The sequence below is a fragment of the Mesorhizobium sp. M0030 genome (genome assembly GCF_040323695.1).
In the GTDB taxonomy this organism is placed as follows: domain Bacteria; phylum Pseudomonadota; class Alphaproteobacteria; order Rhizobiales; family Rhizobiaceae; genus Mesorhizobium.
In genome coordinates this window covers 474,958-496,188 of sequence record NZ_JAMYVE010000002.1, presented here as the reverse complement: position 1 = coordinate 496,188, position 21,231 = coordinate 474,958, and the positions used below count along the sequence as shown (strand labels likewise).

At 62.8% G+C, this 21,231-nt stretch carries 27 protein-coding genes; 15 read left to right on the top strand and 12 right to left on the bottom strand.

Annotated features, from left to right (window positions below):
- Nucleotide 1: 1 nt before the first annotated feature.
- Both NKJ80_RS06370 and NKJ80_RS06365 read right to left on the bottom strand, forming a co-directional pair.
- Nucleotides 2-1,783, bottom strand: a complete 1,782-nt coding sequence (locus tag NKJ80_RS06370) for a terminase large subunit domain-containing protein (protein ID WP_352497262.1) — start codon at nucleotides 1,781-1,783, stop codon at nucleotides 2-4.
- Nucleotides 1,784-2,044: 261 nt separating this feature from the next.
- The gene (locus NKJ80_RS06365; protein ID WP_352497261.1) at nucleotides 2,045-2,374 is read right to left on the bottom strand and encodes a hypothetical protein; all 330 of its coding nucleotides are present in this window, start codon (nucleotides 2,372-2,374) and stop codon (nucleotides 2,045-2,047) included.
- Nucleotides 2,375-2,707: 333 nt separating this feature from the next.
- On the opposite strand from NKJ80_RS06365, the gene NKJ80_RS06360 reads away from it, so the two are divergent.
- Nucleotides 2,708-3,595 carry a HEAT repeat domain-containing protein gene (locus NKJ80_RS06360; protein WP_352497260.1) on the top strand — a complete coding sequence of 296 codons (888 nt, stop codon included), beginning with the start codon at nucleotides 2,708-2,710 and terminating at the stop codon, nucleotides 3,593-3,595.
- Between the two features lie 332 nt (nucleotides 3,596-3,927).
- Here NKJ80_RS06360 and NKJ80_RS06355 read toward each other — a convergent pair whose 3' ends face one another.
- Genes NKJ80_RS06355 through NKJ80_RS06345 form a run of 3 tightly spaced genes read right to left on the bottom strand, consistent with a single transcriptional unit; the run spans nucleotide 3,928 to nucleotide 5,354 of the window.
- Entirely contained in the window at nucleotides 3,928-4,665 is a 738-nt protein-coding gene (locus NKJ80_RS06355) for a terminase large subunit domain-containing protein (RefSeq protein ID WP_352497344.1), read from the bottom strand.
- On the bottom strand, nucleotides 4,565-4,951 hold the full coding sequence (locus NKJ80_RS06350; protein ID WP_023671450.1) for a hypothetical protein: 387 nt from the start codon (nucleotides 4,949-4,951) through the stop codon (nucleotides 4,565-4,567). The genes NKJ80_RS06355 and NKJ80_RS06350 overlap by 101 nt, the downstream gene beginning before the upstream one ends.
- The gene (locus tag NKJ80_RS06345) at nucleotides 4,944-5,354 is read right to left on the bottom strand and encodes a hypothetical protein (protein WP_023671449.1); all 411 of its coding nucleotides are present in this window, start codon (nucleotides 5,352-5,354) and stop codon (nucleotides 4,944-4,946) included. Before NKJ80_RS06345 ends, NKJ80_RS06350 begins: the two co-directional genes overlap by 8 nt.
- 440 nt (nucleotides 5,355-5,794) lie before the next feature.
- On the opposite strand from NKJ80_RS06345, the gene NKJ80_RS06340 reads away from it, so the two are divergent.
- The 5 genes from NKJ80_RS06340 to NKJ80_RS06320 all read left to right on the top strand — a co-directional run bounded on the left by NKJ80_RS06340 (nucleotide 5,795) and on the right by NKJ80_RS06320 (nucleotide 8,336).
- Nucleotides 5,795-6,610 carry a class I SAM-dependent methyltransferase gene (locus NKJ80_RS06340; protein WP_023727105.1) on the top strand — a complete coding sequence of 272 codons (816 nt, stop codon included), beginning with the start codon at nucleotides 5,795-5,797 and terminating at the stop codon, nucleotides 6,608-6,610.
- A gap of 247 nt (nucleotides 6,611-6,857) precedes the next feature.
- Nucleotides 6,858-7,301 carry a Ros/MucR family transcriptional regulator gene (locus NKJ80_RS06335; RefSeq protein ID WP_023671447.1) on the top strand — a complete coding sequence of 148 codons (444 nt, stop codon included), beginning with the start codon at nucleotides 6,858-6,860 and terminating at the stop codon, nucleotides 7,299-7,301.
- Between the two features lie 42 nt (nucleotides 7,302-7,343).
- Nucleotides 7,344-7,538, top strand: a complete 195-nt coding sequence (locus tag NKJ80_RS06330) for a hypothetical protein (protein WP_023689866.1) — start codon at nucleotides 7,344-7,346, stop codon at nucleotides 7,536-7,538.
- Between the two features lie 128 nt (nucleotides 7,539-7,666).
- Nucleotides 7,667-7,936, top strand: coding sequence for a hypothetical protein (locus NKJ80_RS06325; RefSeq protein WP_352497259.1), 270 nt, complete (start codon nucleotides 7,667-7,669; stop codon nucleotides 7,934-7,936).
- 94 nt (nucleotides 7,937-8,030) lie between these two features.
- The gene (locus NKJ80_RS06320) at nucleotides 8,031-8,336 is read left to right on the top strand and encodes a hypothetical protein (RefSeq protein WP_023671444.1); all 306 of its coding nucleotides are present in this window, start codon (nucleotides 8,031-8,033) and stop codon (nucleotides 8,334-8,336) included.
- 22 nt (nucleotides 8,337-8,358) lie between these two features.
- Here the strand turns inward: NKJ80_RS06320 and NKJ80_RS06315 are convergent, their stop codons facing one another.
- A complete protein-coding gene (locus tag NKJ80_RS06315; RefSeq protein ID WP_023700688.1) occupies nucleotides 8,359-8,772 on the bottom strand; it encodes a DoxX family protein in 414 nt (137 codons plus the stop codon).
- A 145-nt stretch (nucleotides 8,773-8,917) separates the two neighbouring features.
- Nucleotides 8,918-9,421: an Lrp/AsnC family transcriptional regulator gene (locus NKJ80_RS06310; protein WP_023671442.1), complete on the bottom strand. Its 504-nt coding sequence runs from the start codon at nucleotides 9,419-9,421 to the stop codon at nucleotides 8,918-8,920.
- Nucleotides 9,422-9,505: 84 nt separating this feature from the next.
- On the opposite strand from NKJ80_RS06310, the gene NKJ80_RS06305 reads away from it, so the two are divergent.
- Entirely contained in the window at nucleotides 9,506-10,063 is a 558-nt protein-coding gene (locus NKJ80_RS06305) for an RBBP9/YdeN family alpha/beta hydrolase (RefSeq protein WP_352497258.1), read from the top strand.
- An 83-nt stretch (nucleotides 10,064-10,146) separates the two neighbouring features.
- On the top strand, nucleotides 10,147-10,512 hold the full coding sequence (locus tag NKJ80_RS06300; RefSeq protein WP_352497257.1) for a VOC family protein: 366 nt from the start codon (nucleotides 10,147-10,149) through the stop codon (nucleotides 10,510-10,512).
- Here the strand turns inward: NKJ80_RS06300 and NKJ80_RS06295 are convergent.
- A complete protein-coding gene (locus NKJ80_RS06295) occupies nucleotides 10,509-10,673 on the bottom strand; it encodes a hypothetical protein (protein WP_023671439.1) in 165 nt (54 codons plus the stop codon). The genes NKJ80_RS06300 and NKJ80_RS06295 overlap by 4 nt on opposite strands.
- 241 nt (nucleotides 10,674-10,914) lie before the next feature.
- Here NKJ80_RS06295 and NKJ80_RS06290 point away from each other — a divergent pair, with 241 nt between their 5' ends.
- Together NKJ80_RS06290 and NKJ80_RS06285 are read left to right on the top strand one after the other, a co-directional pair.
- Nucleotides 10,915-11,091, top strand: a complete 177-nt coding sequence (locus NKJ80_RS06290) for a hypothetical protein (RefSeq protein WP_023693747.1) — start codon at nucleotides 10,915-10,917, stop codon at nucleotides 11,089-11,091.
- 113 nt (nucleotides 11,092-11,204) lie between these two features.
- Entirely contained in the window at nucleotides 11,205-11,498 is a 294-nt protein-coding gene (locus NKJ80_RS06285; protein ID WP_023685943.1) for a DUF982 domain-containing protein, read from the top strand.
- Nucleotides 11,499-11,547: 49 nt separating this feature from the next.
- Here the strand turns inward: NKJ80_RS06285 and NKJ80_RS06280 are convergent, their stop codons facing one another.
- The gene (locus tag NKJ80_RS06280; protein WP_023671436.1) at nucleotides 11,548-12,267 is read right to left on the bottom strand and encodes a Crp/Fnr family transcriptional regulator; all 720 of its coding nucleotides are present in this window, start codon (nucleotides 12,265-12,267) and stop codon (nucleotides 11,548-11,550) included.
- Between the two features lie 194 nt (nucleotides 12,268-12,461).
- Here NKJ80_RS06280 and NKJ80_RS06275 point away from each other — a divergent pair, with 194 nt between their 5' ends.
- Together NKJ80_RS06275 and NKJ80_RS06270 are read left to right on the top strand one after the other, a co-directional pair.
- Nucleotides 12,462-12,779, top strand: coding sequence for a DUF6894 family protein (locus NKJ80_RS06275; protein ID WP_023743314.1), 318 nt, complete (start codon nucleotides 12,462-12,464; stop codon nucleotides 12,777-12,779).
- A 106-nt stretch (nucleotides 12,780-12,885) separates the two neighbouring features.
- On the top strand, nucleotides 12,886-13,386 hold the full coding sequence (locus tag NKJ80_RS06270; RefSeq protein ID WP_502897541.1) for a hypothetical protein: 501 nt from the start codon (nucleotides 12,886-12,888) through the stop codon (nucleotides 13,384-13,386).
- A gap of 38 nt (nucleotides 13,387-13,424) precedes the next feature.
- On the opposite strand, the gene NKJ80_RS06265 is transcribed toward NKJ80_RS06270, so the two are convergent.
- The 3 genes from NKJ80_RS06265 to NKJ80_RS06255 all read right to left on the bottom strand — a co-directional run bounded on the left by NKJ80_RS06265 (nucleotide 13,425) and on the right by NKJ80_RS06255 (nucleotide 16,780).
- The gene (locus NKJ80_RS06265) at nucleotides 13,425-15,539 is read right to left on the bottom strand and encodes an EAL domain-containing protein (protein ID WP_023700690.1); all 2,115 of its coding nucleotides are present in this window, start codon (nucleotides 15,537-15,539) and stop codon (nucleotides 13,425-13,427) included.
- A gap of 142 nt (nucleotides 15,540-15,681) precedes the next feature.
- Nucleotides 15,682-16,239, bottom strand: coding sequence for a sigma-70 family RNA polymerase sigma factor (locus tag NKJ80_RS06260; protein ID WP_352497256.1), 558 nt, complete (start codon nucleotides 16,237-16,239; stop codon nucleotides 15,682-15,684).
- 151 nt (nucleotides 16,240-16,390) lie between these two features.
- Nucleotides 16,391-16,780, bottom strand: coding sequence for a DUF427 domain-containing protein (locus NKJ80_RS06255; RefSeq protein WP_023740028.1), 390 nt, complete (start codon nucleotides 16,778-16,780; stop codon nucleotides 16,391-16,393).
- Nucleotides 16,781-17,596: 816 nt separating this feature from the next.
- On the opposite strand from NKJ80_RS06255, the gene NKJ80_RS06250 reads away from it, so the two are divergent.
- The 3 genes from NKJ80_RS06250 to NKJ80_RS06240 are packed head-to-tail and all read left to right on the top strand — an operon-like array spanning nucleotide 17,597 to nucleotide 21,230.
- Nucleotides 17,597-18,088, top strand: coding sequence for a Csu type fimbrial protein (locus tag NKJ80_RS06250; protein ID WP_023671429.1), 492 nt, complete (start codon nucleotides 17,597-17,599; stop codon nucleotides 18,086-18,088).
- 27 nt (nucleotides 18,089-18,115) lie between these two features.
- The gene (locus NKJ80_RS06245; RefSeq protein WP_031215130.1) at nucleotides 18,116-18,838 is read left to right on the top strand and encodes a fimbrial biogenesis chaperone; all 723 of its coding nucleotides are present in this window, start codon (nucleotides 18,116-18,118) and stop codon (nucleotides 18,836-18,838) included.
- Nucleotides 18,810-21,230, top strand: a complete 2,421-nt coding sequence (locus NKJ80_RS06240; protein WP_352497255.1) for a fimbria/pilus outer membrane usher protein — start codon at nucleotides 18,810-18,812, stop codon at nucleotides 21,228-21,230. Before NKJ80_RS06245 ends, NKJ80_RS06240 begins: the two co-directional genes overlap by 29 nt.
- Nucleotide 21,231 lies beyond the last annotated feature (1 nt).

Genomic DNA, 21,231 nt, shown 5'->3' with positions numbered 1-21,231 from the left:
GCTAGGCCCACGCTCTCACAACGAGTTTCCAGCTAGCGTTCGTTATGTCGTTAAAACCTGTTCCAGCCTTGTTAAGGACTTTAAGTGCGCCAGCAACATTACCAATCCGTACATTCAAATTGGTCGCATCTGGCACGATGCTAATAGCTTGAGCGGTCGCATCAGTTGTATTGAGAGATGGGTTAATGGGTATCTCGTCACCAACCGAATACCCCGAATTAACCGTAGTACATTGAATGAAGGCCGCATAGAGCTTCGGCTTCACCCCCAGCCCATGAGCCAACGTCAGCGACCCGCCGGATGTGATGGTCTGTTGCGGGCTTTCATAAAACTTCTGAAGCAACGCCGTGGACGACTGGACATAGCGTGCATCCTGTTCGGCCTGCGACCATTGCAGCTTGATCCATCCTCCCCAGGCACCGCCAGCCTGCCTGCGCCGCCATAGCTTTTGGTCTGCCGCCGTAGTGTCGTTGACGAAATCATGCACCGTCTGCGTCCGGTAGCCAGTGCTTCCGTGCGCTTCCACAAACCCCAGGAACCAGTTTACGCCGTCTGGCGCATTAGCCGCCGCCGAGGCCACATACCAGCCATTGTCCAGGGCGTTGTTCCAATCGGTGATCGTCTGCGCGACGACACCAAGGTTGGGTCGGCTATCAAGTTTCAGATCAAACCCAGCCTTGACGAACCCCGTTGTAGCCAATTGCGTGGTATTCGTTCCAGGCGCTGCGGTCGGCCCCGTTGGCGTTCCGGTAAATGTCGGGCTGGCCTTCGGCGCCAGGCTGGACACCGCGATCCCACTATCCTTCCCCACCTTGCCCGTCGTGCCCGCGAAAGTGACAATATTGTCGGTTGCCGAAGACGCAGGCCCCAAAAAATCTCCTACTCCCGTCCCGTCGGCGCCTCTGTCGCCGGCCCGGTCGAACATCAGCCAGATGCCGTTGGCCGTCGTCGGCAAAGTGCCGGCGCCACTGACATAGGCGAGCGTCAGCTTGCGGTATCGCGTCGCAGCCATCAAATCGTCGCGCAGTTTCACCACCTTGCCGTCCTTTCGGTGAAAAAGCCTGAATTCCTCGAACCAGGGCAGCAGCGTCGAAAACACCTTGAAGCGGCCGGATTGCATGCGGTCGAGCATTTCCATCAGCCCGGCCTCGACCGAGACCGAGCCGTCGGCAAAGCGGGCGTGGCCGGTGAGCATGTTCAAGCCGTGGGCGGCATATTGCCTGGCGAGCGCCGTGCCCGCCCCTTCCAGCGTCTCGCGGCGGCCGTCGCGCGGCCAGGCCCAGGGCAGCCATTCGCCCCATGGCTTCAGCGCCAGCACCTGCATCGCCGGCGTCTGCTGCGAGGCCCTGGCTGCTTTGGTGACGTAAACGATATCAGCCTCCGTATCCCAGGCGAGTTCGACGGCGGCCGAGGGATGGTCCCATCCGAAATCGAGCGCGCCGATCCGCGGCCAGTAGCGCGGCAGCCGGAACGGCTCGCAGGCAATCAGCTCCTCGGCAATCGGAAAGATGCGGCCGGAGCCCAGCACCGGAATGCCCTTGGCCCTCGCTTCGCGCTCATGTTCGGGATAGGCGGCGATGATCGCGGCACGCTCGTCCGGCGAATAGTGTTCGACGTCGTCTATGGTCATGAAGGTGACGTGACGGGTCATGCAAGCATGCTCCAATAGAGTGTGGCCATTGATACCACCGCTCATCAATGCGAAGCTGACCCAAGACTTGGGGGAACACATGATTCGGATTGCAATCGTTGTCGCCATTGCCGCCAGTGCATCGGCATGCACAAGCCAGGCGAATGTTCCTTACGATACGAGTAAAAAAATCTGCAGAACCCGTACCGATCCAGGAACAGGGTTCAAACGCGAGGTCTGCGTCCCCGACACTCCCAATCAGTCCTGTATGCTCTATATATATCAGTATACCGGTCGAGAGAAAATATTGTGCGGCCCATTAACGCGCAAATCGCCAACCGCCGAAGGTCGTGCCAGGCAACTTGCCGGCACCAAATACCCCTGATTCGACTTATCAACTGGGTTTGATGCGGATCACCTTTGGCGCTGCGCATCCATGAACATGTAGCACCTGCCAAGCAGCGCCTTTTTGCCGAGCTCATCGAACACATTCTGCCCCAGCGGCGTGATCAGCACCTCGCCCGTAGCCAGCCCATCCTGGTGGCGGGCCTCGATCTCTTGCCAATGCGCATTCGCAACGTCGGAAAGCACGACATTGAAGGCTGGATGATTGTAGCTGACCAGCACGTTGCCATCATCCATGTCGGACGGCTTCATGTCCGGGTGATAGTTGTAAATCATGGCAAGCGTCTGGATGGCGGCCATGGCTGCCGCCTCATCCGACAGGCCGGCTTCCGTCAGCACGCAGGTGCCGTTTCAAGGATGGCAAAGTCACGGCCTCTGTCGAAGTAATAGCCGAACCGTTCCTCGATGCGATCGATGGGTTGTGAAAACGAGGGTCGCCATTTGGGCACCTGGGGCTTTGATACCTCAGCACCACCCGCCGGCGACACGACAAGCGAAGACAAACCGCCTGTCAATACCTGCCGCCTGTTCATGGACTTGGTTCCTCGACAACCTGGCCACCAGTCTAGTCGCGGTTCGCGATTCCGCAACGCGCCGAAACGGGAAAGCTTCGCTCTCATCTTTTCCTTTATCGCTTTATGCGGTAGGTCTTGCCGTGCATCGGCGACATCGATGCGTCTGGGCTGGTGCATTCTGCGCGGCCTGTACTCTACGCGGGTGGGACAGCCACTCTTTGCCATGACAGATCTATTCGAGGCGATGCGCCTGTCCGCCGAGGACAGCGAGGTTGCTCATCTTTTTTTCAGCGAAGGCGGTAAGATCCTGCTGCCACTCGGCAAATCGACAAATGCCATGACAGGTCAGGAGATGCTGGAGCGGCTGCTGTCGTCCCCGCATGATGACGATGGCGCGCTTGCCAACGACCTTCTCGGCGAGCTCGGCAAGACGGTGCCGTTGGAAAGCCTTCGTCTCCTGCTGACATCTGCCAATGCTGAGACGCGAGCGGCGGGTGCGTTTATTGCCACCTTTCAAAACCAGAACATAAGTTCGATGGTGGGTGAGCTGGCCGCGCTGCTTGGGGACAGCAACCCGCGCACGCGCTTCGATGCCGTGGAGTCTATCTTGCGATGCAGTACGCGGAACGATGGTCAGCATCTCGCGCAGGCGTTGTTTGCCCTTGATGATTATCACGATGGTGTACGCATGGGAGCCGTCAAATTTGTGCGCTTTGCAAAAGACTGGCAGTTAAAGCTTGCGCGTCAGCACGCCGCGTTGCTCAGGCCGCAAACGCCGTTTTCGGCGATCGCCGATATCTCCGGGCAATGGCGAGGTGATGCATCAGGCATGATCCGTGCTATGCTCGACCATTCAGAGCCGGTAGTGCGCCGTTACGGCTTGGGGCTGGCCAGCCGGGCGAGGTTGGTCGTTGTTGACGCGTTCGTCGAATGGGCGCAGGCGTCCGCCGATGCTGAAATCAGCAAACTGGCAACCGATTGCATCGAGCACAACCAGATATCGCACCACGCCGTATGGCAATCATCATTGCCGGCAATCGCCTGAGGCACCGCTGATCTCGGGTCAAGATAGCGACGTGACAGGACGTAGAGCCTGCCGAACTGATTCAAAGTAATGTCGCATGATGTTGTCCGAGCACGATATTTGCGCCGGGCGTGGCGGTTCTTACCTTCTCCCCTTGTGGGGTGAGAAGCGGTCCGCGTGGCGGACGAAAAGCCAATTGATTGGCTTTTCGAGCTTCGAACGCCCTGAGCCTGCGAAGGGCCGGGTGGTGGCCGATCCAACCTGCCGGGTCCCCGCTGCTCCGCAGCGTCCCGGCATTCGCCGGCCTTTCGTCGTGCCACTGGCACGACGAATTCGCTTCGCGAACCAGCTGCTCACCCCACAGGGGGAGAAGGAAGAGCCTCCTGCGCAGACAAAAACCGCAGCACTACGTCGCTCATGCCCAGCAGCGGCGTAAACGTCACGATGGTGATGCCGCCCGTCGCGTTGGTGCGGGTCAGGCCTTCGGAATAGATATCGAGCGGCGGCTCCTCGTCGAACCAGACGCCGTGCAGGGTTTCGCCCTGCCACTTTTCGCGGCCCTTCTCATAGCTCTTGAACGACAGCACCGATTCATCGGCCTGCACGTCGCCGCCGCCGCCCCAGCGCACCACGATGCTGTCGAGCGCGCCCGGCGCGCCGCGGCCCATCGTGGTCTGGCGGATGGCATCGGCGGGGATCATGCCGGTGCCCCATGCCGCCTGCTGCTGCGGCGGGCCGACCAGCACGCGCTGCGGGTTGTCTCGCGTGCCCTCGCCGGTCACGCCGGCAGCCCATAGCCTGACGGCGGTGTCGAAGGTCTTGCCCTGCCACCACGCGGGATAGCGGCCGGTGAGATGCATGGCCCATTCGGCGCCGCCGGCCCTGGTCTTGCCCAACTGGTTGCCGGCCATGAACAGACGTTCCCGGTTCTGCGCGCCGGCGGCGTGAAACTGCGCCTGCCTGGGATAAGGCCGGTAGGCGGCAAGCTGGTTAGTCCTGCGCCTGCGGTCCAGCTCCTGCAGCAGCGCCAGATAGTGGCGGCGCGTCTTCAGGCTGGTCGCCAAACGGCCCGAGGACGGCTTCGAGGCCACGGATGCGGCGGCGGATCTCGTCATCGCTCAGGGCTTCCAGATTGTCAGATGAAACATGCAAATCCTTGGCCAGATCCTTGGGTAGCACCGATTGCACGATCTTCAGATACTGGTCGGGCTTGTCGGCCCGGACCGCGGCAATCACGCCGGCGCCATGGGCGCTGAAATCGGCGCGAACCGCGTCGAGGAAATCATCGCCAAGCGTCTTCTTCGTCCGCTTCGGCTTGGCAGCGGCGGCAGTCGCCTTGCGGCCAGGGCGCGCACGCGGCGCCGTCCGGTCAGCCATGATCCGAGATCCCGGCGGGCTCGGCGGTAGGTGCCTGTTTCGCTGGCCGCTTGATCTTGCCGGACTTGATCTTGCCGGACTTGCGCCGTGCCGATTTTGGCCCTGACCGTGTTGGGGCGGCCTTGCGGGCTGCATCAGCGGCCGGCGCGTGGCGCTTTCCGGCAGACGCGGCTTTCAGGCTTGCCCTGGCGATCGCCCTTGCGTCGTGCGCGCCGCGCGGAAAGCCGAAGCCGCCGATGGCATCGACAGGACCACCGCGAACCATGCCGATCAGCACGCCCGGCACGACCGGCTCGATACGGCCGATGCGCGCCTGCGGGGCAGCGCCCTCGAACACGCCAATGGCGCTGACGACCTCGCGGCCGTCATCGTCGGTGATGATGGTGGCATAGCGGTTGGACAAGGGAGGCCTCGCGGATAAGGCAGAATGAACCGAGGATAGCGTTCCTTCACGCCCCCCTCTGTCCTGCCGGACATCTCCCCCTCAAGGGGGGAGATTGGCAGCTCCAGGGTCGCGACCAATTTGCAGCGCTGACGATTGGCGAAAGCAAGGCGGCAGTCCGATCTCCCCCCTTGAGGGGGAGATGGCCGGCAGGCCAGAGGGGGGTGCTGTCCCGCCGACATCCGATATCCGCACGTTGTGGGCATCAGGAAAACAAAACCCGCCTCGTGGGCGGGTCGGTGGCGCAAATCAGCACCATGGACAAATCATAGCAAAGCTGCCCTCAACCGTCAATGCAGATAAGAAATAATTCCTACTCCAGTCAAAGCCTCGTCCTTTGGCGCCGCCAGCATTGCGCGAGGGCCGCTTCGATGGGATGCTGGGCCTCGTCGGAGAGCGCAATGAGCAATGTGACCAGTCACTATGGCAGCGGCGGCATCGTCGAGCGCATCCTGTCGGCTGTGCCGGACGCCAGGGCCGGCAGCCTCGCAGCCAAACAACTCTATCCGTTCGATCAGCTTCATGGCCGCGAGCTGATCGCCACGCAGGAGCATGCCGCGCGTCTTGCGCCCTCCGCTGGCGATCGGGTTCTGGACATCGGCAGCGGCATTGGCGGCCCGGCCCGGTTCCTTGCCGAGACCTATGGGTGCAGCGTCGACGGCGTCGACCTGACGCAGGCGTTCGTCGAGGCATCCCGCCGATTGACCGAGCTCTGCGGCCTAAGTGACAAAGTCCGTTTTCATGAGGCCGATGCGACAAGGCTGCCTTTTGCGGACGACACATTCGACGCGGCGATCTGCTTCTATGTCGGCATGAATATCGCCGACAAGGCGGCGGTCATCGGGCAAGCGTGGCGCGTACTGAAGCCGAAGGCCAGGCTTGTCTGGACCGAGGCGGTGCTGGCGGACGGCGAGCCTCACTATCCCTTGCCTTGGGCGGTGTCGCCTGTGGCCAGCCATCTCGTCGACCGCGAAACCCTGAAGGCCCTGTTTGCTTCAGCCGGATTCCGGGTCGACGATGTCATCGACGAAACCGGCGATCATGTCGAGCTGGCGTTGAAACGGGCAAATTCCGGCATCGTGCCCTCGCCGGCCCAGCAGCAGGCCAATGAGATCGTGCTCGGCGCCGAGTTCGTGCATCGGCGAAAAAACTACATAAGCAGCCTGAGCGAGGGAAAACTCGCGTCACTGGCCGTTATTGTTTCCAAGCCGGCATGAAACAAAAACCCGCCTCGGCGGCGGGTTGCTGGCGCAAATCAGCACCATGGGCAAATCATAGCATAGCTGCCCTCACCGATCAAGATATGCCAGGAAAGAATTCCTACATCGGTGTCGATCGGAGACTCGGCGATGTTAGCGCTACCACATCCGGCGTCAAGTCATATGCATATGTTCTAAAGTGCCATGCCGTCGGCGGATGTTGTCTGATAATTTGCCCTTTGGCATCAAGGGGGCAAAAGAAGCCATGTCTGAGGACAAAATCCGAAATATAAATCTGACCGCCGACATCGTCGCGGCATTCGTGCGCAACAATTCAGTGCCTCCGGATAGCCTGCCGGCGTTGATCGAGAGCGTCAATGCAGCGCTCGCGGCCGTGGACAATCCCGTTGCTCCGCCGCAACCTGCGCCTGAGCCTGCGGTCAACCGCAAGCGCTCGGTAACGCCGAATTTCATTTACTGCCTCGAGGATGGCAAGAAGTTCAGGTCGCTGCGGCGTCATCTCGGCTCCGCCCATGGCATGACGCCGGAAGCCTATCGCGCCAAATGGGACCTGCCCGGCGACTATCCGATGACGGCGCCCAGCTACGCCGCCAAGCGCTCGGAGCTGGCAAAGGAGTTCGGGCTCGGCATCAGGACACCCGAGGCGCCGGCCGCCAAGGCGCCGGCCAAGAGTAAGACCAAGGCGTAAAGGCACGCCCCCTCCGTGCCGTACGCCTGCTGGAGGACGATCGTGGTGGCCGGAGAGCCCAATGACGTTCGCGTGGAACGTGTCGACCGCCGCCAATGGGCGGTGCTGGTTGCCGAGAATGGCACGGTGACCCAGCATCTGTTCATGGCCCAGGAAGCGGCCGAGGAGTTTGCCGACGGCGAGCGGACAAGGCTCGGCCTCCCCGCCAGGCCGCCGGCGGCGGATCCGCTGGCCTGAACAGTCCTTCAACCGGCTGCAGCATATCGCCGGCACTTGCGGCGGATCACAAGACGCAGCCTTCTACAGGCATCGACCGACTGGTCATTAGCTGGCTCTTATGGAACTCCAACTCGGGGGAGAGCGGGATGGACAAACCAGCCATGGCATCCGTGTTCAGGATGCGGCAAGCGCCAGCCACTGTTTCGGGCGTTCGCAGCGTCGGCCAAGGCCAGGCCGATCCGGTCATCGGCAGAAGGCCGCTCGGCGAGGCGATCCGCTTCGTCATCGACGCCCATCCCCATTACGACATCAGCTGCGTTTTGATCGCCTATGGCGACGGCTCGGCCCCGCGCCTCGGCAGCCGGGAGGTCAAGGCGCTGTGGGCCGAATATGGCCGCCGCTGGATGGAAGAGTAGCGCAGGCCATCGGCCGACGCCTATCGCTTGCATCCCCGTCCGGATCGTAACAGCGGCTCATGCGTTGAGCGTGAGCCAAATGGGAGCAACAGCCATGAACGTCGCCAATCTGCAACTCGAAGGCCTGCTGATGGCCGTCGCCTCGATCAATCAGGTGCTGGTGCGCAAGGGCCTGCTCACGGTGGAGGATATCGACATTGCGCTGCGCAAGGCCGAGGCCATCGAAACCGGCGAGGAGCGGTCCGACGGCATGTCGGAGTCCAACCGCGACGCCGTCAACTTTCCGATCCGACTGCTGGAACTGGCCAATCAATGCCAGCCGGAGGCGGACATGCCGTCCTTCTCGAAACTGGCCCGCATGGTCGGTCAGATGAAGGAACCCTACAACGACCAGATGTGAGGCGGTCTGCCGACGCGGGGCCTCACCCTCGGCCAATCTTCGAGGCCAGCACGCTGCCCGGTCCATGCACGGCGGCGAACAGCAGGCCGGCGGCGAACGGGAAATGGGACATGAAGGCGCCGAACTCGGCCTGGTTGCCGGTCCAGTGCGACGGACCGTGGAAGGCAAAGCCGAGGAAGACCACGTAGACGGCGGCGACCAGGGCGGCCGGCGTGAAGAACGCTCCGGTCAGCAAGGCGATCACCAGCAGCGTTTCGAGGATCGCGGCGCACCAGGCCAGAAACAGCGGGAACGGGAAGCCGGCGGCGGCGATGTAGCCGGCGGTCATGTTCATATCCATGAACTTGAAGGCTGCTCCCATCGCGAACATGGCGGCCAAGGTCAGGCGGGCGATGAGAATGGCCGCGGTCTGCCACGGCGATTGAACGGCTTCCATGATGTGCTCCAAAGGTTTGCAACGGGTTTCGCCCCAAGGACGGGCGCCACGCCGCCGATCCTACACCAGCCCGCGAAATTCTTTCGCGGCAAAGCCGGACCTCGCAAAAGGAGGCGCTTGCAATCCTCTTGCCGCGCGTGGCCGCTCAGAGCTTCGCCATCAGCTCCCGCCCCAACCGTTTCGGCGGCTCGGCGCGCAGCACCACATTGGTCGTCACCGCGCCGTAGCGGCCGATGGCATCGACGATGCTTTCGAGGTCGGGCGGCGACGGCACGACCACCTTGACCAGAAAACAATCCTCGCCGGTCACCCGCAGCACCTCGACCACTTCCGGCATGGCCGCGAATTTCTTCAGGCAGGTCTGGATGTGCTCATGCGTGGTGCGCAGGCGGATCATGGCCATGGTGCCGAGACCGAGGGCGGTGGGATCGATCGCGGCCCGGTAGCCGGCGATGATGCCGCGCTCCTCCAGCCGCTTCACCCGCTCCGACGTCGCGGGCTGGGACAGGCCGACGCGGCGGCCGAGTTCGGAAATGCCGATGCGGCCATCCTCCTGCATGATCTCGATGATTGCCATGTCGGTGGGGTCGAGCCGTGGCCGGTAATCGCCGTTTGCCATGAACACCTTCAATCCATCGGAATTCTTCATCGCTTTCCGATGATCTCTCATTCCGCGAACAAGGAGAAGCCCTAGGATTGGGACATCATCTGCGGCGAAGAAACAGGATTTTCCATGACCGACTTCATCATTCTGCCGGGCAGCGGCGGATCGGGCGAGGCCCACTGGCAGACACGCTGGCAACAGGCCGATCCGGCGATGCGCCGCTTCAGCCCGGCAAGCTGGGAGCTGCCGGATTTGGACGACTGGGTGGCGGCGCTGGACGTCGCGGTGTCACAGGCACAGACCCCGCCGGTGCTCGTCGCCCACAGTCTCAGCTGCCTGCTGGTCGCGCATTGGCAGGCGGTGTCGAGCCGTCGGATCGGCGGGGCGTTTCTGGTTGCGGTTCCCGACCCGGCCTCGCCGGTCTATCCCGCTTACGGAATTCCCTTCGCCGATACGCCGCGCGGGCCGCTTCGCTTCCCCTCGCTGATCGTGGCCAGCACCGACGATCCCTATGATCCGAACGGCTATGCCGGTGAGAAAGCCGCACAATGGGGCAGCGAACTGCACATCGCCGGGCCGCTTGGTCACATCAACAGCAATAGCGGGCTGGGCGACTGGCCGGCGGGAATGGAGCTGCTGACGGCCTTCGTGAGAGAGAGACAGGCCGACCACGCAATCGCACCGTAGGCGCCCGAAGCGTGCGCGCGGGCTTGCCCCGACTTGTCCCGCCAGCTATCTCTCGGGAGGGGCGTTTGTGAGGGAGCCTGCGAATGGTGTCCGTCCGATATCTGGTCCGCGATGTCGATCTGTCCATCGCGTTTTATACGAGCTATCTGGGATTCGCGCTGAAGCAGCAATTCGGTCCGGCGATGGCCATCCTGACGCGCGGCGACCTCTCGCTCTGGCTCGCCGGTCCCTTGGCGTCGGCAGCCAGGCCGATGCCGGACGGCCGGACACCCGAGCCGGGCGGATGGAACCGCTTCGTGCTCGAGGTCGAGCAATTGCCGTCAATCGTGACTGAGATGGGCGAGGCCGGCGTGCGGTTCCGCAACCAGATCGTCGAAGGTCCGGGCGGGCGACAGATTCTTTGTGAAGACCCGTCCGGCAACGTGATCGAGCTGTTCGAGCCCAGCTAGGCTTCGGCCGTCGCCTCGGATTCGGCGCCGGGCTTTGCCTGGCCTTCCCACTGCCGCTCCGCCTCTGCTTTGCGCTTCGGACAATCCTCGTAGTCATGCTCTCGCGAACCGCAATAGGAGCAGCATTTTGCCGGCGTGTCGGTTCGAAGCATTGTGGCCATGCACAAGAATGCACGAAAATTCATCCGGTTGCAGCAGCGTCTGCGACGTCGCTGCTGGGATGCGTGACCGCCAGCCTGGCGCCGCCCTCAATAGCCGCCGCCGAGGATCGGCAGAATCTCGGCGGCAGACATTGCGCGCGGCGCGTATTCGTCCGGCCTATATCAAAGTTAAATGCGGATGGTGGGGGTGAGGTGGTAGGTGATTGCCATGGGGGGACTCTCAACGCGCTCGAGGTGTCCCATGGACGTTCGAAATCTGATTGCCAAACTGTCGGCCGCGGTACTGCACCGCCGCGCCGCGTCTTCGCCGATACTGTACAGGCCGATCCGCAACTCGCTCGCCGACATCCCGTTGAAGCCGGCGCCGCGGCCGCCTTATCGTCCGCATCGGCCGATCTGGCCGGCAAGCAACATGTAGCTCGCCGGGCTGCAACCAGTTTGTGATTTCCTCGTTTATGGCGATCCCGTTTTCAAGGAGGCAAGTGATGAGATCGATCCGGGCGAGACGCGAATGGCTTGGATGGTGAGCGCATGAGCCGTTTTCTGCCCCTGACGATCAGATTCGTGGACGGAAGCGCGATGACGGTGTCGTCGATCGCCGACGCCAGGAGGGCGCTCGGCGGAACATGGAAGAACAAGCAGACGGCGGCCTACAAGGCGGCCGACAGGCTGGTGGACGACGCGTTGAACGGCATTTGCCGCCCGGACATCGCCTTTGCCGCCTTCCAGAATGCCGCCGCCCAACAGGGCTTGCTGAAGCCGGCCAAGCCAAGTGCCGCCCTTGCCATGCTCGACGAATTGGCGTCGCTGGATGGGCATCGTTGAAAGACCGGCTGACGGATTGCCTGCGATGTCATGGCGAACGCCGGATAGCCTATCTCGGCTCGCGGTTCATGCTGAGATAAGTCGGGTCGAACTCGGCGATTTCCACCAGCTGCTGCCAGTCCAGAATGGTCACCATGTAATTTGCCCAGCCGATCACACCGATCTTGCGCAACGCGCCGATGACCCGGTTCATGTGGACCACCGAAAGCCCAAGCACATCGGCCAGTTCCGCCTGCGACAGGGGAAGCCGGAAACTCATGCCGTTGGTCTGCTTGACCACCTGGAGCCGGACGAACAGCTCGCACACCAGATGCGCCAGGTGCGACGTCTTGGACCGCCGGCCCATGGCCACGATCCATTCCCGGTGAATGGCGCCATCGACGAGCGTGTCCAGCCACAGCAAGCGGCTCAGATGAGGCGCCTGTTCGGTGATCGTCCTTAGCCGACTGTGGTCGGCGGCGATCACCCGGCATGGCGACAAAGCTATAATGCCATGGTCCATTGTCTTGAGCAGGAAGGCGTGCAAATCGACAAAATCGCCGGGCACCTGCAACGAGGTGAACTGGCGGCCGCCATCCTCCAGCACCTTGTAGCGCGCCGCCAGACCCTCGATGATGAGCGTGCTGTAGCCTGGCCTCGATCCCTCGGAAACGATGTCCTGACCGGTGGCAAAATCCATCTCGATGGTCATGGCGGCGGCCAGCAGCCCCTTTTCCTGCTCGGACAAAGCGTCATGCTGGCCAAGGTTGAGATAAAGCGGTTCTAGCATCGAGGATCCAGTTCGAGATTTCTTGGACATCCGTGGCCTAGCCAAACGCCGGAGATCGGGTGCGGTTGCAATCGGCCGGCACGGCGACGGCTCCTGGCAGGAAATCTGCTCAGGACACAGTCGCATGGAACCATGGGCGCGGGTTGGAATTTAATCCATGTCGCTCAAATTGGCCCCGATTTTGAGACAACGACATGCATAAAAACACAGACCTGAAGCGCGTCGCCTGCGCCCTTTCAACCGCGACGCGCTTTAGCATTCTCCAGCAGGGACTTGCACATATGGAACGGTTCTACTTCGACTTGTACAACGCCGAGACCCAGATTGACGAAGAGGGGCAGCTTTTTCCCAGCCGGGAGCGTGCGGGAGCCGAAGCGCTGCGCATATTGCACGATGTGGCGCGCGACGAGATACCGGAGGGCGACCACCGGCGGATCACCGTCAAGATGCTGAACGAGAACAGGGAGCAGATATTCGAAGCGTCGCTGACCATGGCGTCGCTGTGGAGTTGAACTCGTCGACCCTGTCGAGGACTGTATGGAACCTCTTGCCCTCCCCTCTGTTTCCTAAGGAGGGGCCAGCGGCAGAAGCTGCCCGGCTGATTGACTGGAGGCATCTATGTCCTTGCAAAAGCTTCATCCCGAGCAGGTCGACGACACACGAAGGCTTGCCTATTCGACCTTTGCCCCGGCGCTGATCGGTTGGCTCACCAAGCGTCTGGCGCGGTGTCAGGGCGTCAAGGAACTGGGCGCCCTGGAAAAGTCGCTCATCCGCCTGATCGAAGACTCTGATGTCGATGGGCCGCAAGCCGAGGCGATGAAAGAGTTCGCCATCGAGCTGGTGGTGTCGACGATATCGGAAGCCCGCGCTCACCCCGACACCAAGAGCGATGTCGAAGCCGTTGGCGAGCGCCGCGCCGAAGGCCGCTCCGAGAACCCGCAGACGCTCGAGGAGCAGTTGCAATCAGGCCTCGAAGATAGTTTTCCGGCCAGCGATCCGCCCGCCGTCGTCTCGACCGCCATTTCCGGCGCCTCGAAGGACCTTGTCGGTACAGATGAGGTGTTGCGCCGCAAGAAGGAGGCGGCGCAGCGAAAGCAGGAAAAGGCCGACGCCGGTTAGCCGGACAAGTCGCGCGAGCCCGAGGCGATGAGAAGCCGTCAGCCGAAGCGCTTTTCCGGCGACTGTCCGCTGGCCGGTGACTGTTCGCCGGCCCGCGCGACGATCGCCTCGAGCGGCTCCGGCCGGTGAAGCAGAAAACCCTGGCCATAGGCCACGCCCATGCCGCGCAGAATGTCGAGCGCTTCCTGCTGTTCGATCTTTTCGGCCACCACCGCGCAGCCGAGACTTTTGGCGATGCCCGCTATGGCCGAGACGATCTCGCGGTCGAAACGGCTTTCCGCGATATTCTCGATGAACGAGCCGTCGATCTTGATCTGATCGACCGGAAAGCGCCGCAAATATTCGAACGAGCTCATGCCGGCGCCGAAATCGTCTAGGCTGACGCGGCATTGCCGCTCGCGCGCCTTGCGCACGAACTGCTCGGCGGCGTCGAAATTGGTGACGGCCGCGGTCTCGGTGATCTCGAAACCGATGCCGGAATGCGGCGCCCCGGTCTCGGCGATGACGGCGTCGACGAAATCCCACAGCAGCGGATCGCTCAGCGTCTGCGCCGACAGATTGAAGCCGAGCATGATGGCGCCTGACCGCATCGCCGCGCCATGCTGCGAAAGCGCTGTCCTGATGATCCAGCGGTCCAGCCGCGAGGCAATGCCGAAGCGCTCGGCGACCGGAATGAATTCGTTGGGCGGGATCAGCTTGCCATTGCGCCCGGCAAGCCGCGCCAGCACCTCGACATGGCGGCTCTCCTGCCAGGGCTGGCCGAGCAGATGGATTTCCTGGCCGAACAGTTTCAGCCGCCCGTCATCCATGGCGTCGACAGTGTCGGCGGCGACACGCGCCGCGTTGAGGCCGCCGGAGCCCGACGCCGCATCGGCCGAAAACACCGCGAAGCGATTGCGCCCGGCCGCCTTGGCCGCATAGCAGGCGTCGTCGGCGCAGGCCAACGCATCGGCAACCGTGGTGGTGGTGTCCTCGACGAAGGCGATGCCGATGCTGGCCGCGAGCTTTCGCGAGGTCGCCGGCAGTCCGAGGTCGGCGTCACGGACCGCCGCAAGGATGGCGCCGGCCAGCGCCTCGGCCTTGGCCGATTGGCAATTGGGCACCAGCAGCGCGAACTCGTCGCCGCCGAGGCGCGCGGCACGTGCCGATGCCGGCAGGCAGCCCAGAATACCGGCGGCCACGCCCTTCAGCGCCAGGTCGCCGGCGGCGTGGCCGGCAAAGTCGTTGAGCGCCTTGAAGTAGTCGAGATCGACGTAAAACACCGCCAGCGGCAAAGCCCGCTCGGTGGCGATATGCACGGCCAGCAGCCGGTCGAAGGCGGCACGGTTCAACAGGCCGGTCAGCGCATCGTGGTGAGCGGCGTAGGCGAGTTCCCGCTCGCGTTTCTTGTCCTCGGTGATGTCGCGCACGGTGCCGAGAATCTGGCCCGCCGTCTCGGGCGCCGCGATGAAGCGCACCAGCGATTCGACATGGCGGATTTCGCCGTCGCGCCTGACGATGCGGTATTGCGCGGCGACGACGCCGTCGGTCGAAAGCGGCGCCAGATGGGCGCGCTCTGCGGCATCCTTGTCGTCGGGATGCAGATAGGAATGCCAAAGGTCGGCAGCCACCTCGTCGGTGTCGGCGACCAGGCCGAATATCTCCCTGGTGCGGGCGTCCCAATAGCTCTTGTTGGCGTCGATGTCGTGATGCCAGATGCCGGTGCCGCTGGCCGCCAGCGCCAGGCGAAAGCGCACATTGACCCGCTCGAGTTCGGCTTCCGCCTCTTTCTGCCGGCTGATGTCGGTCTGCACGCCCATCAGCCTGACCGGCTTGCCCGTCTCGTCACGCTCGACAATGCCGCCGCGGTCCAGCACCCAGATCCAGTGGCCGTCCTTGTGCTTGAGGCGCAGCTCGGTCTCGATCGAGGCGGTCAGGCCGGAAATGTGCCGCTCGCCGCTGGCCAGCGCCCGCTGGCGGTCGTCGGGATGCGTCAGCTTCAGCCAGAGGTCGTCGCTGTTGGCAAGCTCGCCATCCTCATAACCCAGCATGTGCGACCAGGTCGGCGAATAGAAACAGTCGCCGCTCAAAATATCCCAGTCCCATACGCCGAGATGAGCGCGTTCGAGCGCAAGCGCCCAGAATTCGCCGTTGCGTATTTTCTCTTCAGCCATGCCCTGGTTTCGCTCACTCCGTCGCCGCCACTATGCACGCAAGCAGAGAAGAAACCGTTACCGGGTGCGCCGCGCCCACAGTGCGGACAAGGCCTGCAATCGTGGACCATGCCGTAAGGCGTCATCATGCGATTGGGGCTCGTCATGCCATTGGCGCCCTGATTGGAACCGCCCTGGCCGGGCCTGGCTCGACGATCCTTATCGCGCGGCGGCGCGCATTGTCCTCGAGCAGGCCGCGCAGTTCCTCACGGCCGCGCGCGATGCGCGACATCAGCGTGCCGGCCGGCACGCCGAGCATCTCGGCGGCCTCGGCATAGGAGAAGCCCTCGATGGCGACCATGGTCAGCGCGGCACGGCGGTCCGGGCTGATCGCCTGCAGCGCGTCGATGATCTCGCGCGCGGCGACGTTCTCCAGCTGGTCGGCGGGAGAGGCTTGCGCCTCGCCGGCCTCCAGCGGCAGTATCGAGGCCTCGCCTCGCCGGTTCACCTTGCGCATCTGGTCGATGAACAGATGATGCATGATCGTGAACAGCCATTTTCGCGGGCTCTCTCCCGTCTGCCAGTTGTCCAGCCGCAGCAGCGCCCGCTCCAGGCAGTCCTGGACGAGATCGTCGGCGGAATCGCGGTCGCGCAGCAGCGAGCGCGCATAGCGGCGCAGGCGCGGGATTTCGTCGAGAATTGCTCTCTGCTTTTCGTCCATGACCTTTTGTCTTCGTTTCGGCATGCCGTTGCCGCAAAACCGCTGCGCCCCCGGGTGAGGACAGCTTTGGCTGATCTGAAAAATTCCTCTGTTCATGCCTGTCGTCGGCTCCAAAAACGCTGGGCACTTTTGGGCGACAGGCATGACGCGCTCAGCGCGGCGCGGCGTCGATGGTGACCCGGTGTGGGTAGAAGGCGCCGTGGTCGCGAATTTCAGTCATCTCGTCGAAAGGCTGCTCATAGGCCCACATCGCGTCGTTGCCGGTTTCACCCGCCGGCAGCACGTTCCAGTAGCTGGCGTCACCCTTGTAGGGGCACAGCGTCGACCGCTCCGTCTTCTTGAGCTTGCGGAAGTCGATGTCCTCGAACGGGATGTAGAAGGAGAAGGGATGGGGCGGCTCGGTCACCATTTTGGCTTTTGCCGAGGAAGCGATGATGTTGCCGCTTGCAAACACGACGACACGCCCGTTGAAGGGCTCGACGGTGATCACCTTGCCCGGATTGCGCCTGAAGCCGGGTGACGGGTTCGCATGCTGATCCATGACTGCTCTCCTTGTCCGCTGGTGGTTCGATGCCGGTCGACGGCGTCAGCTCTCACTGGTCACTGATGGGCCGGCGACAGCCGTCACGCGCGACAGCTTCTGGCGCTTTTCGAGCTTTGGCTTTTCATAGGTCTTCTTCATCGTTCTTCCTTTTCTGACGTCTGGCAGCCGGTCCGCGCGGCTGCCGGTCGTGGATCATGGCTCCAGGGGACAACAGGCGCATCTCCCGTCCGGCCGATGCGCCGCCGAAGGAAATCCGGGCCAGCGTGGCAAGAATGATTCGCATCGCCGCGATCCGACGGCGGTGGATTTATCTCAGCCGGGACGGCCATGCTTGGGCCGGGCGGAACACGGTTTTGGCGAATGCGGCCCTGTCAGCATGATCGCAAGGCTTGGACAGGCGGGAACAGCCACCCGCGCGGCTATATGGCGATGGCTGCTTGGCGCCGGTGCACGCCGCGAAATATCGATAATAAAGGACGGCAGGTGAGACTCTACAAAATTAAGATGATTTGCCAGATATTTTCGCCTTTTCCGCACGAGAACTAAAATAAATTATCGACAGACGAACTTTCACTTTGGAAAAATGTCCATTTTATCTCTGTTAACCAAATATTAACCAAAATTATCCGATACATACCGAAGTTATTCGCTGTCGCAATCCGAATCTAAGTTGTAATAATCATTGCACAGTTCGCTGTTGACATTACTGTACCGTTGATGTCTTGCGAAGCATGCAGCGGAGGAGCTGTAGGGGTGAAATCCGGGTCAAGACCGTTTTGCGAAGAACGATCTGCCCCGACGGAGGGCCATCGCATGAGATTGCTAAAATACGCGCTGCTGCTGGGTGGGTCGCTGCTTGCAACCCTTCCCGCGACCTCCACCGTCTTGACCACCAACTTTAACGTGAAGATCACGATCACAAACGAATGCAAGATCCTGACGGCTAGCGATCTTATTTTCGGTTCGCACGGTATCATTGATACCAATGTGGACCAGACCAGCACCATTGGCGTGCAATGCACCGCCGGACAGACCTACGTCGTGGGTCTGGGTCTCGGAAATGGCGCGGGCACAACCGTCGGGAGTCGCAAGATGACCGGGCCGGGCGCAGCGGTGGTCAACTATAGTCTTTACCAGGATGGCGGCCATGCGCAGGTCTGGGGCATCACATCCGGCACCGACACGCAAGCGGGAACCGGCAATGGCAGCGTCCAGAGCCTCACGGTCTACGGGCGCGTTCCGATCCAGCCGACACCGGTGGCGGGCGACTATGCGGACATCGTTCAGGTCACCCTAACCTACTGATTATCGGCACCAATTACGAGGAAGACCATGCGATCCATGCTTTCATGCATTGGCGCCACGGCTCTTTTATTGCTCTGCGCCGGGACGTCACACGCTGCCTCGCTGAGAGTAGCGCCGACAGGCCTCGAACTGATCGCTCCCGACAGCGCGGCGGTTCTCAACCTCGCCAACGATGACGCCAAGCGGCCGATCAATGTGCAGATCCGGGTCTTCGCATGGAGCCAGGCCGGCGGCATCGAAACGCTGACGCCGACCACGGACGTGGTCGCCAGCCCGCCATCGACCAAACTCGGACCCAATGCCCAATACGTGGTTCGCGTCGTGCGCGTGTCGAAGGCGCCGGTGCGGGCCGAGGAAAGCTACCGCGTCATCGTCGACGAACTGCCGGACCCCTCACGCAAGAAGGCCGGTACGGTCGCGCTCGCGCTTCGCTATTCGGTGCCGGTGTTTTTCCGCAATGCCGATGCAGCGGCGCCGGCAGTTGCGTGGAGCATTTCGCGCAAGGGCGGCGGCCTTGTGCTGACCGCCAGCAACAGCGGCGAAAGTCGCCTCCGCCTGTCCAACCTATCCCTGACCCAGAACGGCAAGAAGCTTGGCAGCCGAAACGGACTCGTCGGTTATGTCCTGGGCGGCGCCACCATGCAGTGGCCGATCGGCAGCAGCAAATCACTGTCCGCGGGCTCGGTGCTTTTGAAGGCACAGAGCGATCTTGGACCTTTCGATGCCAAAGTTGCCGTCAAGGGCCGCTAGCACCGCGATTGTCGTCGCGCTCGCGACTTTCACACCTTGCCCGGCAGTGAACTCGCAAGAGCTGCCGGCCGTGACGAACCCCGAAGAGCCTGAATCCGTTTTGCCAGCCGGCCGCAGCCTCTATCTGGAGGTGTTCATCAACGACGCCTCGACGAAACTGATCGGCAATTTCACCGAAATGCCGGGCGGCGGCCTGGCGGCGACTCCGGAAGAGCTGAAAGGGGTCGGCCTGAAGCCGCCGGAGGGCGTAGCCGACGCCGGCGGCCTGGTCAGGCTCGACCAGCTGGCGGACGTGTCGTTTCAGGTCGACGAGGCCACGCAGCGCCTCTATGTCACGGCGGCCGATGACAGCCGAGAGGCGCGCATCGTCGATCTCGGCTTACGCTTGCAGGAGGACCGGCCGGCGCCGCAGTCGGGCTTGGGCGCGGTTCTCAACTATTCGCTGTTTGCCAGCTCCAACTCATTGTTCGACAAGGACGTCGAGCTGTTCCAGGGCGTTTCCGGCGGCTTCGATGCGCGCGTGTTCAGCCCCTATGGAACGCTCAGCCAATCCTTCATCGCCGGCTATTCCGACGGCAGGCTGGGCGGCTTCACGCGGCTAAACACGACATGGAGCTATTCCGACCCCGACCGGCTGATGACCTACCGCGCCGGCGACTTCATCTCCGGTGGATTGTCGTGGACGCGTCCGATCTATCTCGGCGGCATCCAGGCGCAACGCAACTTCCACCTGCGATCGGACCTGGTGACGCTACCTCTGCCCTCCTTCGGCGGCACGGCGGCGGTGCCGTCGACGCTCGAGGTCTATACGCAGAACGTGCGCACCTATTCCGGCGACATCCAGCCCGGGCCGTTCCAGGTCACCAATCTGCCGGTGTTCACGGGCGCCGGACAGGCGCAGGTGGTGCTGCGCGACAGCCTCGGCCGCGAGACCACGGCCACCTTGCCGTTCTATGCCTCCAGCATGCTGCTGCGCCAGGGACTGCTCGACTTTTCGGTGGAGGCAGGGATGGCGCGGCGCAATTTCGGCATCTCCTCCGACGATTACGACGGCCGCGTCATGGGGGTCGCCACGGCGCGTTACGGCGTGACCGACCGGCTGACATTGGAAGCCCATGCTGAGGGCGGCGCCGACCTGATCAATGGCGGCATAGGCGCTGCCTTCCCGCTCGGGGCATATGGCGCGGCTTCGCTGGCAGTCGCCGGCAGCCATCATGACGGGCGCACCGGCTCGCTGGTCGATGCCAGTGTCGAATTCGGCTATGACGGCTGGGCGATCAACGCCCACATGCAGCGGGCCTTTGGCGGCTATGAAGACATCGCCTCGGTGACGGCGGAGCCGGTTCTCGACCCCGACGACTTCACCCGTTTCAGCGCCGGCGTCCCGCGCGCGGTCGACCAGGTGACACTCAGCGTGCCGATGCCGATCGATTTCTCCAGCCTCAACCTGTCCTATACGCATTTGAAGAGCGCCGAGGGCGAAAGCAGCCAGATCGTCGGCCTGTCCTACAGCCAGGCGATCTTCAAGCGCAGCACGCTCTATGCCACCGCCTTCGCCGATCTCGACGACGACAGCAGCTATGGCGTGTTCGCCGGGATTTCGATCCCGTTCAACGACGAGATCTCGGCGTCGACAGGCGTCGAGCAAGGCCCTGACGGCCTCAATGTCACTGCCGACCTCGCCAAATCGGAGCGGGCCGAGGACGGCAGCATCGGCTGGCGGCTGCGCACCTCGGAGGGCGAGGTCCCCAATCGTTCGGCAGCGGTCAGCTACCGCGCGCCGTTTGCGCGTTTCGAGGCCGGCGCCCAGCAATTCGAGAAGGACTTTCGCGTGACCGGCCAGATGGACGGCGCCATTGCGGTCGCAGGCGGCGGGGTGTTCGCCACCAACCGCATCGACGATGCCTTTGCCGTCGTTGATGTCGGCACGCCTGATGTCGAGGTCTTGCATCAGAACCGGCCGGTAGGCAGGACCGACAGCAAAGGCCGCATCCTGGTCACCGGGCTCAACTCCTATGAGCTGAACACGGTCTCCATCGACCCGAAGAATCTACCAGTCGACGCGGATGTCCCGGCTACCAAGGAGACCGTCGTCCCAGCCGACCGCAACGGCGTCGTGCTGAAGTTCGGCGTGTCGGAGGCGGCGCAGGCCGCGCTGGTGACGCTGGTCGACCCGAGCGGCACGCCGCTCGAAGCCGGGCTTGCCGGCCGCGTCGACGGCGGCACGGAAGATTTCGTCGTCGGCTATGATGGGCAGGCCTACATCAAGGGCCTCGGCAAGCAGAATGCGGTGGTGGTCGGTCTGGCGGACGGCAGCTCGTGCCGAGCGGATTTCCCGTTCGAAGCGGTGCGAGGCCGGCAAGTGACGATCAAGGATGTGGTGTGCCAATGAA